Genomic DNA, 13,090 nt, shown 5'->3' with positions numbered 1-13,090 from the left:
ACCAAATGCATTATTTACCGACTAAATACGTGGCAAAAGTATAATTTGGTTTTGAAAAGAAGAAACATTAACATTTTTTTAAGGTTTTATTATTATAACCATAGTTTTAACCAATTTTTTCTGTACTAAGGTGAAGAATAATTGTTACTAGAATGTTGGTAAAGAGGTAAAAAAAAAACCTCTGAGCAAAGTATTCATGCTGAGAGGCTCTTAAAATTTATGGGATTAATTTTATCTGAATTGTTCAGGATAAACAGGAGCTCCATCTTCTAAGATTTTTTCATTTAAAGCACCTATACCCAAGACTTGTGATCCAAAGAAATTTAAATGTTTCCCGTTATATGTTTCTCTTAGGCGTTTCTGAAGTTTAGAGTCAAATCTTGCCAAATAAAACCATTCATGTAATCTTCCAGGATTGGTATATCCTCCGCTTCCATCTACATTATTCTTGATTCTGCTTGGGTCTGATTCAATCCAAAATATTCGTATGGTTTTAAGCAGCGCATCGATATCGGCTCTGTTCCAGTACATGCCATTTTCTTCGGCTAATACCCAGAAGTGAATTATCGCGCCAGCATGAGAAATATCTTGCATATCTGACCCTTTTGAAACACCCCAAGTTTTGTCCCAAGCATAAGCTTCCTTATTTTTGGGGTTTGGAAATAATTGGTCACGAAGATTAGAAGGTCTTCCTGCCATCTTTCCATGGGATATGTTATCGAAGACATCCTTATACTTTTGCTTGCCTGTAACTATGAATAATTCCATTCCTAGTCTAGCCCAGTGTGAGGCCATATGCGTTCTAGAGCGATAAATATTTGATTGCCCGTAAGATTCGTATCTGTCCCAGATGTTTTTTTCGGTAAATTCTAACAATTCTTCATATTTAGCTTGGTAACCGGAAGCCCTTAAATTTGGTGATTGATGCATTATTCTAATTAATGTAGCTACATGCCTCCAATAAAAAGTATCCCATAGATTATATTCCGTTCCATCATCTGTTGGCCATCCAAGAAATCCATTACCTACAGGTATTGCATCCTTAATTGTGTTATCGATTAATTTTAAAGTGGTGTCTAGATAGTTATTATCACCAGTAGCCTGCCACATGGCCATTTGTCCATTTATTAGGTGAGCTAAGAAATAATATTCCTGCCTTTTGTTCTTGCTTTTAGACCTAGCATCTGCGTTAGATTCGTCATCTTTTTCCCATTTGGTGTCAAAACGATTTTTCCAATGTAAAACATTTTCACTCAATTCAGTAATTGTTATAGACGCCTTTTGTTTAGTGGTTGAGCCATCTTCATTTTGCGTTTCTGTGGTATATTCAAAGGTATCATCGGAACCTTGATTTTGCTCAGTAGTGGAATCTGCTCCAGAAGAACCTGAAGAGACTGAGGAATCAGAAGAATCCGGAGTATCGGAAGAATTATCATTCTCGGAAACCGGTTGATCATTTTCTTGATTATATTCTTCCGAGTTTGATGTGTTGGGGGAGTACGTAATGGTGTTGTCATTATTAATGGTGACAGTTCCATTTTTTGGTTCCGATGTTTCAACTATCTTGATATTATCGATATCAGAGATGTCATCGTTTGAAAGAACGTCTAAAACCATATCTTTATTTGGTGTTAGAGAATAAAAGTCATCTCTCAATAGAGTTTTATCTATATAAGAGTTTTGTAAATCGTTGACTAGAGCGTCAGCTAACAAATCAGTATCCTTGCTGCAGGCTACACTAAAAATTAAGATAATAAGCGATGTAATCAATTGAATGATTTTTCTTAGACATACTTTCATTTGTAGGTTAAGTTTTGAGTCGAATGAATTTCGACAGCAGTCAACAATAGGATTTGGGATTCTATAGTTAACTATGATTAAAAATAAATGGTTTAAAAGTTAGAATGCATTATTTATTAATTTGATTTGTATTTGTTCCTTCTAAAAGAATCGTTGGTCAACTTATAACTAAAGAGTCTTATTTTTGTTGTTGAAATACCAAAATACTAGATGAAATGCAGTTGTAGACGAAATAGTTCGATGAAATACTGTTTTTTTTAACAAATTATTAGTCTTTTTCTTACATGAAATTTAGTATTTTCTTAAAATTTATTTGACATTTGTTTATTTTTACAATAGAAATGACGCGGATGTTATTCTATGAATAAGTGCAATTTTGGTCCAATTTGGAAAATAAGGTGACTTACTCAGAATCAAACTAGTTCATTCAAAACATCAAAGCCCAGGGAGATTTAGCTCAAAAAATAAAACTATTGAAATTAAAGTTTAAAGCGTAGTAATAAATAGGTCATTCTATTAAGTTGTAGATTTCGACTTACACATAACTGCCCCGCCTTGGATTTCATCAACGAGAATCTATACATAAGCAGTATATAATAAGGGAGAGAAAGCTGCCAAGCTTTGTCAAGAAAGAAATTATGTTTTTTGAGCCGCATTATGCTGGTATGATTTAATTCAAATAAGCTAAAGGCTTGTATTTACTTTCTTCGAATCGGCGCCCTAGTCTAAAAGCTATCTGTTGCGGGTATTAGAAAAATAGGAACTTGACGGAAGTTGAAATCTAAAAATGGTATACCATAACCGAGAGGTACTAGGAATCTTTGGTAAACTATTTCGATAGAGCTGAAATATTTCTGCAACATCTATCATAAGAGCAGAGTATTAAACACCCATAATTTCGATTTAAAATAAAAAATGCAGCAAAGCTAACTTTGCTGCATTTGATTAATACCTAAAACAGTCAACCTTTATAAGGCGAGTGACGGTTATCTTTTTTAGAGTCTTCCCTCCACATTACAGGTCAAGAATCCTTTGACATCATACAAAATACCACCTTCTTTTAAATAAGATCTTATATCTATTTCTTTGAATTCGCGATGAGCAACGGTTAAAACTATCGCTTCATATTTTTTATCGGGTAAATTTGAAGTAGTTTTAAGGCCATATTCTTCCATAACCTCTATTGATGAGGCCCATGGATCGTATATGGTTAAATTTACCCCGTAAGTATTAAGATTGGATACAACGTCAACTGATTTAGTGTTTCTAACATCAGGACAATTTTCTTTAAAAGTTATACCTAAGACTAGCACTTCACTATTTTTTATTTTGACATCTTTTTGAACCATTAGTTTTATAACCTCTGAAGCTACATATTTACCCATTCCATCATTCATTCTCCTGCCTGCAAGAATAATTTCAGGATGATAACCAAAAGTCTGTGCTTTCTGAGCTAAATAATAAGGATCGACACCAATACAGTGGCCTCCGACTAGGCCTGGCTTAAAAGGTAAAAAATTCCATTTGGTACTAGCTGCTTCTAACACCGCATTGGTATCAATTTCCATGAGATTAAATATTTTGGCCAGTTCATTTACAAAAGCAATGTTAATATCCCTTTGAGAGTTTTCTATCACTTTTGCGGCCTCAGCTACCTTTATAGTCGGAGCAAGATGGGTTCCAGCAACGATAACCGATGCATAAAGTTCATCAACTTTTTGTCCAACATCCGGAGTGGACCCAGAAGTTACTTTTAGAATTTTATCAACAGTATGTTCCTTGTCTCCAGGGTTAATTCTTTCCGGGGAATACCCTATAAAAAAATCTTCATTAAATGTAAGGGAGCTCATATTTTCCAATACAGGAACACATTCTTCTTCTGTAACCCCAGGATATACCGTTGATTCATAAATGACAATGTCTCCCTTTTTTAAAACTTGACCAACGGTTTCACTCGCTTTATAAAGTGGGGTAAGTATAGGCCTATTGGTACTATCAACAGGAGTTGGAACGGTTACAATATAATAATTACAATCTTTTATACTGTCAATATCGTCTGTACAAAATAATCCTTTCTCAAAATTGGTGTTATTCTTTAAAACACTTTGAAGGTCTTCGTTATTTACTTCAAGAGTACTATCTATACCGGACTGTAATTCCTTAACTCTTTTTGTGTTAATGTCAAAGCCAACAACGTGATATTTAGTGGCGAATAAACGAGCCAATGGAAGTCCAACATACCCAAGGCCGATAACGGCTATTTTAATTTTCATTTTAATTTTTTTTTAAATTATTCCAATACCAATCCATAGCTAATTTTAAACCTTTCTTTATATCATATTGAGGTTCATAACCGACATGTTTACGAGCCTTATCTATTGAAGCTAACGAATGAGGTACATCTCCTCGTCTAGGTGGGCCATAAATAATTTTCACCTCACTAATCTTAGAATCATAACTGCCTAAGAAATTTTTCAACAATTCAACTAATTCCTTGAGATTCGTGCGCTCTCCATAGGCAACATTAAAAACAGTATTTATGGCCTCAGTATTAGTTGTAAGGATGGCTCTTAAGTTCATTTCTATAACATTATCAATGTAAGTGAAATCCCTTGAGAAACTACCATCTCCATTAATAACAGGAGATTCATGATTCATCAATTGAATGGTGAATTTTGGAATGACAGCAGCGTAAGCGCCTTTCGGGTCTTGTCTCCTTCCAAATACGTTAAAATACCTTAGTCCTATTGTTTCCAATCCATATGTTTTAGAAAAAATATCTGCGTATAATTCGTTTACATATTTTGTAATCGCATATGGTGATAAAGGTTTTCCTATCTTACTCTCAATTTTTGGTAAAGATGTAGAGTCTCCATATGTAGAAGAACTGGCCGCATAGATAAAGCGTTTTACACCAGAGTCTCTGGCCGCGACAAGCATATTTAGAAAACCGGAGACATTAACCTCATTACTAGTTATTGGGTCATCAATAGATCTAGGAACAGAGCCAAGGGCTGCCTGATGTAAAACATAATCAACATTTTGGCAGGCATTCATACATGTTTCTAGGTTTCTAATATCACCCTCAATTAACGTGTAATTAGAATCCAGAATAAATTTTTGTATGTTGTCTTTTTTACCTGTAGCAAAATTATCTAGACACACAACCTTATTTCCGTTAATCAATAATTCTTCGGTAATATTTGAACCTATAAATCCCGCACCCCCAGTTATTAAAATTTTTAAATTAGAAGGGAAATCTATTCTACTTGCAACCATTGAGATTATTTTCTTTTAAAGTTGTTTATTTTCGTTACCAAAATTTTGAATCGAATAAGAGTTATAGAGAACGTTAGGCTTAAGTGTAATAATCTTTATACCATTTGACGAAATTTTGTATTCCCTCTTTTACCTTGGTATCCGGTTTATAATCATAATCTTTCATTAAATCGGATACGTCAGCCCATGTTCTTTCTACATCCCCAGGTTGCATTGGCATCATATTTTTCTCAGCTTTTTTACCCATACTGCTTTCGATGGCCTCAATAAAATCCATCAGCTTAACTGAATTATTGTTTCCAATGTTATAGACCTTATATTTGGGTCTATTGCTAACTGGGCCTGTAAGAATCCTATAGACACCCTCCACAATGTCGTCTACGTAGGTAAAATCTCTTTCCATCTTTCCATGGTTAAAAACATTTATAGGTTTACCTTTTGCAATGGCATCCGTGAAAAGAAAGAGTGCCATATCAGGTCTGCCCCATGGACCATATACAGTAAAAAATCGAAGTCCCGTTGTTGGAATATCAAAAAGATGGCTATAGGTATGCGCCATCAATTCATTACTCTTTTTACTGGCGGCATACAGACTGATAGGGTGGTCAACGGTATCGTCCGTTGAAAACGGAATCTTTTCATTCAGTCCATACACACTGGAACTGGAAGCATATACTAAATGCTCCACTTTATAATGCCGACAACATTCTAATAAGTTCAGGTAACCTACGATATTACTATCAATGTATGTTTCTGGGTTTTCTAAACTATAGCGAACCCCTGCTTGTGCGGCAAGATTACACACTTTACTTATTCTCTCTTTTTCGAATAACTGAGGAAGAACCTTTCTGTCCTCTAAATTCATTCTTACAAAGGAGAATATGCCGGGATATTTTGAACTTGAATTGACTTCATTGAATTTTTCGGCATCAACCTTAGAAATACCCAATTGGTCTAGCCGACCGAATTTAAGATTGACATCATAGTAATCATTAATGTTATCCAGACCAATAACTTCGTGTCCTTCCTTCACCAGTTTTTCACAAAGATGGTAGCCAATGAAGCCCGCTGCCCCGGTCACTAAAATTTTCATGATTGACCAATTTTGTAATATTGAAAACCTAAACTTTCCATATTTTCCTTGTCAAGAATTCTACGGCCGTCAAATACAAAAGCAGGTTTTAGCATCTTAGTGTAAATATCATTCCAGGAATAGGTTTTGAATTCATCCCACTCTGTAAGAATAGCAATGGCATGGGCATTTTCAACTGCATCAAAAGGGTCTGAAACTACCTTTAAAAGTCTTCTATTATCTTCTGGAGCTCTGGTTCCTAGATAATCAAGGTCAGCAAAAATTTGTTTTTCTGATACCTTTGGGTCGTAAACCACAATTTCTGCTTTCTCTTCCAATAAAGCATCTGCGATGTTTATGGCAGCCGATTCCCTAGTGTCATTAGTATCTTTCTTGAAAGCCCATCCGAAGAAAACTATTTTTTTTCCTGATACGGTATTGTAAAGTGTGGAAATTATGTTTTCTGCGAACCTTCTTTTTTGGTAATCGTTCATAATAATTACCTGTTCCCAATAATCTGCTACTTCGGTCAGACCAAAGCTTCTTGAAATATACACTAAATTTAAAATGTCTTTCTGGAAACACGATCCACCAAAACCAACAGATGCATTTAAAAATTTTGGCCCAATTCGGCTATCGGTGCCAATGGCTCTTGAAACTTCAGCCACATTTGCATCGGTTCTTTCACATAGAGCGGAAATCGCATTAATAGACGAAACTCGTTGCGCCAAAAAAGCGTTGGCTACCAATTTAGACAGCTCAGAAGACCAGACGTTTGTCTGAAGAATTCTTTCTTTGGGAAGCCAGTGCTCATAAATAGAACTTAGGGTGTCTTTGGCTTCTTGTCCCGATTTGGTGTCATCCCCACCAATCAAAACACGGTCTGCTTTTAGTAAATCTTCTACCGCTGTTCCTTCAGCTAAGAATTCAGGGTTAGATAAGATCTCAAAATTCACTCCATTCCCCGTGTTTTCTAATATACTTTTAATAGCACTCGCTGTTCTAACTGGAAGAGTTGATTTTTCAACAACAATTTTGTCGGTTTTCGCGACTTTGGCGATATTTCTTGCGCAAAGCTCTACGAATTTTAAATCAGCGGCTTGACCTTTGCCCTTTCCATAAGTCTTGGTAGGGGTGTTAACCGAAATAAATATGATTTCAGCCTCATCAATAGCTTTATCAACTTCAGTCGAAAAAAATAGATTTTTACCTCGGGTCTTCTCGACAATTTCTTTCAAGCCAGGTTCATAAACAGGAAGATTGTCTAGGTCTTCATCGTTCCATTGATCGATTCTTGCTTGGTTAATATCAACAACGGTTACTGTTATTTCAGGACATTGGCTTGCAATTACTGACATGGTAGGACCACCAACATATCCCGCACCAATACAGCATATTTTATTTACTTTAGTCATGGTAAAATTCATTTTGTTCGGTTGCAAAGATTACCAAATAACTCAAAAAAAACCTACTTTTTTTCGGTTAAAGAGTTTTATTTGTGGTTAACTTACAGTGTATGGCATTCATTATCATTCACATTATTTGAATTTAATCGGAAGCAATTGGTCCGATTTACGACTCGTCCAATTTATTGCATGTTTCGTAGTGTTTTTACTCCTCAGGTTCATTTGGTTCGATTATTAGTTTTTATCTTCGTTTTCAACTATCCATGTATCTACTTAAAAGATGGACTAATATTAAAACCTTTAATAACAATCAAAACAACTACCCATAAATGAAGAAAATACTTATTACCGGAGCTGCAGGTTTTTTAGGATCACACTTATGTGACCGTTTTATAAATGAAGGCTATTATGTTATCGGAATGGACAATTTGATAACTGGTGATTTAAAAAACATAGAGCATCTCTTTAAACTAAAGAACTTCGAGTTTTATAATCATGATGTTAGTAAATTTGTTCATGTTTCAGGAAGCCTAGATTACATTCTCCATTTCGCTTCTCCTGCTAGCCCGATAGACTATTTGAAAATACCGATTCAAACATTGAAAGTAGGTGCTATGGGTACCCATAATTTGTTAGGGTTGGCAAAAGCAAAAAACGCAAGAATACTTATAGCTTCCACTTCTGAAATATATGGTGATCCTCTGGTTCATCCTCAAACGGAAGAATATTATGGAAATGTGAACACAATAGGCCCAAGAGGAGTATACGATGAAGCAAAACGATTTATGGAGTCTATTACTATGGCCTATAATCGTTTTCATGGTTTGGAAACTAGGATTGTTAGAATATTCAATACTTACGGACCAAGAATGAGACTAAATGATGGTAGGGTGATACCTGCTTTTATAGGACAAGCTTTACGTGGGGAGGATTTAACTATTTTTGGTGACGGTAGCCAAACTCGTTCTTTCTGTTATGTTGATGATCAGGTAGAAGGTATCTATCGATTGCTTTTAAGTGATTATGACTTACCGGTAAATATCGGCAACCCTTATGAAATAACTATTAAAGATTTTGCTGAGGAGATTGTTAAACTTACAGGTACAGATCAAAAGATAATTTACAAGCCCTTGCCAAAAGACGACCCTATGCAGAGACAACCAAATATTTCAAAGGCGAAAGAGCTTTTAGGTTGGGAACCCAAAATTATGAGGGAGGAGGGAATGCGTAAAACGTATAAATATTTTAAATCCTTGCCTGAAGAGGAACTATATAAGAAAGAGCATAAAGACTTTAAAGAATATAACCGTTCTTGATTTTTTGGCAAAGTTTTAACAACAAGTAACACCTTGATTATAAATTCACAAGAAGTGTCTTAAGGGTTAAGTACTTTATTTCCATCTGAAATTTCAACTAATATTGATTGATGAACGTAAGTATAGCGTGTTTTATGGGAATAATTGGACTTAAGGTGAATTTAAATGCGATTAGCCGATTTTTTAATGGTCTTGAACAATAATGTATTGCAACACATTAACAAAATATTACATTTACGCTGGTTTAATTAAATTGACCATCCCAAATTATAATAATGAATTTATCCATTAAAAAGTGAAAACTATCACACAAGAAAAAATTTGGTTATCATCACCTCACATGGGCAGTACTGAAGAGAGATATGTTCAGGAAGCCTTTGATTCTAATTGGATAGCTCCACTTGGTCCCAACGTAAATGAATTTGAAAACACTATTGCTCGATACGTCGGAGAAAAGACTCACGTAGCAGCATTAAGCTCGGGTACTGCCGCAATTCATCTTGCTCTCGAGTTATTGGGTGTATCTAAAGGTGATGAGGTTCTTTGCCAAAGTTTCACCTTTTCAGCCTCTGCCAACCCAATATTATATCTTGGGGCCACTCCTGTTTTCATAGATAGTGAAAAAGATACTTGGAATCTTTCACCTGAACTTTTAGAAGAAGCTATTGTAGATAGATTGTCTAAGGGAAAGAAACCGAAAGCCATTGTCGCAGTGCATTTATATGGGATGCCATATAAAACAAATGAAATCGCTCGAATATCAAAGGCTTATGATATACCCGTTGTGGAGGATAGCGCTGAAGCGTTAGGTAGCTCATACGAAAGTGCCAAATGTGGTACCTTCGGCGATATCGGAATATTTTCCTTTAACGGAAATAAAATAATTACAACTTCTGGAGGAGGTGCTCTGCTTTCGTCAAATGCAAAATATAAAGAAAAGGCAGTTTTCCTCGCCACGCAGGCCAGGGATGATGCTCCTCACTATCAACATTCGAATGTAGGGTACAATTACCGATTAAGCAATGTTTTGGCAGGAATCGGTAGAGGCCAGATGGAGGTGCTTGATGACAGAGTGAGCGCCAGAAGGGCGAATTTTGATTTCTATTATAAAGAATTGTCAGAATTTGATAAAATCCAATTTTTGCTTGAACCAAGAGGTTATTTCTGTAATCGCTGGCTTACTTGCATTTTAACACCCTCTTTCCAAGCAAGAGAAAAAATACGATTGGCTCTCCTAGAAGAGAATATTGAGTCTAGACCCCTATGGAAACCAATGCACCTTCAGCCGGTTTTTACGGAAAATCTAAATTTTTTAGATGGTACATCTGAAGACTTGTTCAATCGTGGTCTTTGTCTGCCCAGTGGGTCTAATCTTTCGAGTAATGATCTTGAAAGAGTGGTAAGTGTTATTAAAAACGAAATCTAAAATCATGATTAAAGGTTATTTAGTAAATAATGCCCATAAATATGCATCTAAATGGTTAGTTCTGCTAATTGATGTTTGCATGATAGCTGTATCCTTTGTTCTTTCATATATTATAAGGTTCAACTTAACATTGGATTTTGATATTGATAAGCTAATTATACAATTACCTATCATTTCATTGATTTCAATGTCTTCTTTTGTGTTTACGGGGTCCCACAAAGGGGTAGTAAGGCATACTGGGGTTCGAGATGTCTATAATATATTCAACGCGATATGCCTTTCGAGTATTTTATTGATAAGCATGGTACTTTTCAACCGAGAGTTGGGTGTTTTTGAGAATTTCACCGTCCCATTAGGTATTATTATCATACATAGCTTATTAAGTTTTGTGGCATTAACTTCATCTCGTTATGTGTTCAAATCCCTTTACAATAATTTTATGGCGAGGGATTTCAAGGTTAATAAAAATGTTCTTATTTATGGAGCGGGTGAGTCAGGTATTTTGACTCAGAACGCCTTAGTGAACCATACCAAAAGTAGGGTTCGTGTAGTTGGTTACGTTGATGAAGACTTAAAGAAAGTTGGAAAGCAGATAAATGGAGTTAAGGTCTTTCATAAGGAGATTTTAACTAAAGACTTTATTCTAAAAAATAGTATTTCAGAGGTTATTTTTTCTATACAAAATATAGACCCGAAAGATTTAAAGATTCTTGTTGAAGGTTTGGTTGATTTTCCGGTGCAGGTGAAAATCGTTCCTCCAGTAGAACAATGGATAAACGGCGAACTAAAAGTTTCACAAATAAAACAGATTCAAATTGAAGACTTGCTTGACAGGGCACCTATTAGCATAAAGAATTCAAAAATTTCCGAGGAAGTAAAGAATAAAGTAGTTCTTGTAACAGGCGGAGCGGGATCTATTGGTAGTGAGATTGTTAGGCAGGTTTGTACTTATGATTACAAATCCTTAATAATCATCGACCAAGCGGAATCCGCATTATACGACCTACAACAAGAATTGAAGCAAAATGGCTTTCATAATTTTATTCCGATAGTTGGCGACGTTCGAGACAAGAACAGATTGAATAATCTTTTTCAAGAGCATCGACCCAATATTGTATTTCATGCAGCAGCTTATAAGCATGTTCCTTTAATGGAGTATAATTCTTATGAGGCAATCAAAATAAATATTGCCGGCACTAAAGTGGTAGCTGACTTATCGATGGCGAATAACGTAGATAAATTTATTCTTATTTCTACTGATAAGGCCGTTAACCCCACAAATGTCATGGGAGCTACCAAGCGAATAGCTGAAATGTATGTAAGCTGTATGCAACAAGAGGGTAGAACTAAATTTATTACAACAAGATTCGGTAATGTATTAGGGTCAAATGGTTCGGTTATTCCATTATTCAAAAAGCAAATAGAAAAAGGCGGGCCACTTACTGTTACCCATGCAGAAGTTACAAGATTCTTTATGACAATACCCGAGGCATCTCAATTGGTGCTTGAGGCAGGCGCCATGGGAGACGGAGGCGAAATATTTATTTTCGACATGGGTGAGTCAGTCAAGATTTTTGATTTGGCCAAAAACATGATAAAGTTATCTGGCCTGAAATACCCCGAAGAAATCGATATCAAAATTAGTGGATTGCGACCAGGTGAGAAGCTCTATGAGGAACTACTGGCAAATGGAGAAAATACTCTGCCAACCTACCACAAAAAGATAATGATAAGTAAAACTAGAGAGCTGGATTATACCTTGGTGCGTTCTAAAATTGATGAGCTCTGTGTTTCCAATATGTTCTTTAATGGTAGTACTGTCTCTCTAATGAAAGAAATAGTTCCTGAATTTATTTCAAGCAATTCTGAATTGTGCAGTTTAGATAAAATTTCTTCAAAAGATACAAAGTCAATATCTCTCAAGAAAGTGCTATAATATTTTCACTATCATTGCACTTAAAACTAATATTTAAATCATGATTAAAATTAATAATATCTTAACTTCTATCCTGACTTTAACTTTGTTGGCATCTATTATAACCTCCTGTGCTTCTAGAAAAGAAGTTGTGTATTTTCAAAATACTGGTGATTTTGAGACCTTGGTTGATAAGAATAGTTTTACTCCAAAATTTAAGGTTGATGATTTGGTAAGTATTTATGTTTCCACTCTCGATAGTGAGGCCAGCGCCCCTTTTAATTTATTTAGAGGTGCTTCAGAAGGAGGATTAAGGCCAGAACAGGTTGACTATTTAATTGATAAAGATGGAGAAATTGATTTTCCTGTTATAGGAAAAATAAAAATAGCTGGTCTTTCAGCAGAGGAAGTTCGTATTTTATTGAGAGATAGATTGTCGGAATATCTAAAAGACCCAATAATTAATATTCGCTTACGTAATTTTAGCGTAACTGTATTGGGAGAAGTTAACAGGCCTGGTACATATCCGGTAAACGGAGAGCGGATAAATGTGCTTGAAGCTCTAGGCCTTGCTGGTGATTTAACAATTAAAGGAAAGAGGGAAAATGTGATGGTAATACGAGATTTCGATGGAACCAAGGTATATACCAGAATTAATCTTACTAACAAAGATGCTCTAAGCTCTCCCGTTTATTATCTGACACAAAATGACGTTGTTTACGTAGAGCCTAACAATTCAGCGATTAAAACCTCTAGTCTTGACAATAGAGCATCTATTTATGTTTCCATTGCATCTCTTTTAATTACCTCTACTGTACTCTTAATTACAAGAACAAATTAAACATTGATAGAATTTTCTTGATGTTTTAATATGCC

Annotated in this window: 9 protein-coding genes; 4 read left to right on the top strand and 5 right to left on the bottom strand. The window is 35.4% G+C overall.

All coding sequences use genetic code 11. The features are described from left to right. Positions 1-231: 231 nt before the first annotated feature. The 5 genes from D1013_RS14135 to D1013_RS14115 form a co-directional block, all read right to left on the bottom strand. On the bottom strand, positions 232-1,800 hold the full coding sequence (locus D1013_RS14135) for an Ig-like domain-containing protein (protein ID WP_121849451.1): 1,569 nt from the start codon (positions 1,798-1,800) through the stop codon (positions 232-234). 995 nt (positions 1,801-2,795) lie between these two features. Then, on the bottom strand, positions 2,796-4,073 hold the full coding sequence (locus D1013_RS14130) for a nucleotide sugar dehydrogenase (protein ID WP_162987915.1): 1,278 nt from the start codon (positions 4,071-4,073) through the stop codon (positions 2,796-2,798). A 1-nt stretch (position 4,074) separates the two neighbouring features. Then, entirely contained in the window at positions 4,075-5,079 is a 1,005-nt protein-coding gene (locus D1013_RS14125; RefSeq protein WP_121849450.1) for an SDR family oxidoreductase, read from the bottom strand. A gap of 79 nt (positions 5,080-5,158) precedes the next feature. Continuing rightward, positions 5,159-6,172, bottom strand: a complete 1,014-nt coding sequence (locus D1013_RS14120; RefSeq protein WP_121849449.1) for an NAD-dependent epimerase — start codon at positions 6,170-6,172, stop codon at positions 5,159-5,161. Further along, a complete protein-coding gene (locus D1013_RS14115; protein WP_121850738.1) occupies positions 6,169-7,566 on the bottom strand; it encodes a nucleotide sugar dehydrogenase in 1,398 nt (465 codons plus the stop codon). The genes D1013_RS14120 and D1013_RS14115 overlap by 4 nt, the downstream gene beginning before the upstream one ends. Positions 7,567-7,886: 320 nt before the next feature. On the opposite strand from D1013_RS14115, the gene D1013_RS14110 reads away from it, so the two are divergent. The 4 genes from D1013_RS14110 to D1013_RS14095 all read left to right on the top strand — a co-directional run bounded on the left by D1013_RS14110 (position 7,887) and on the right by D1013_RS14095 (position 13,055). Then, positions 7,887-8,873, top strand: a complete 987-nt coding sequence (locus D1013_RS14110; RefSeq protein WP_121849448.1) for a UDP-glucuronic acid decarboxylase family protein — start codon at positions 7,887-7,889, stop codon at positions 8,871-8,873. Between the two features lie 340 nt (positions 8,874-9,213). Then, positions 9,214-10,299 carry a DegT/DnrJ/EryC1/StrS family aminotransferase gene (locus D1013_RS14105; protein WP_121849447.1) on the top strand — a complete coding sequence of 362 codons (1,086 nt, stop codon included), beginning with the start codon at positions 9,214-9,216 and terminating at the stop codon, positions 10,297-10,299. 4 nt (positions 10,300-10,303) lie between these two features. Further along, positions 10,304-12,235 carry a polysaccharide biosynthesis protein gene (locus D1013_RS14100; RefSeq protein ID WP_121850737.1) on the top strand — a complete coding sequence of 644 codons (1,932 nt, stop codon included), beginning with the start codon at positions 10,304-10,306 and terminating at the stop codon, positions 12,233-12,235. A gap of 40 nt (positions 12,236-12,275) precedes the next feature. Further along, positions 12,276-13,055, top strand: coding sequence for a polysaccharide biosynthesis/export family protein (locus tag D1013_RS14095; protein WP_121849446.1), 780 nt, complete (start codon positions 12,276-12,278; stop codon positions 13,053-13,055). Positions 13,056-13,090: the final 35 nt, after the last annotated feature.

The sequence above is a fragment of the Euzebyella marina genome, assembly GCF_003687485.1.
Taxonomy (GTDB): domain Bacteria; phylum Bacteroidota; class Bacteroidia; order Flavobacteriales; family Flavobacteriaceae; genus Euzebyella; species Euzebyella marina.
This window is presented reverse-complemented; position numbering and strand designations above follow the sequence as displayed.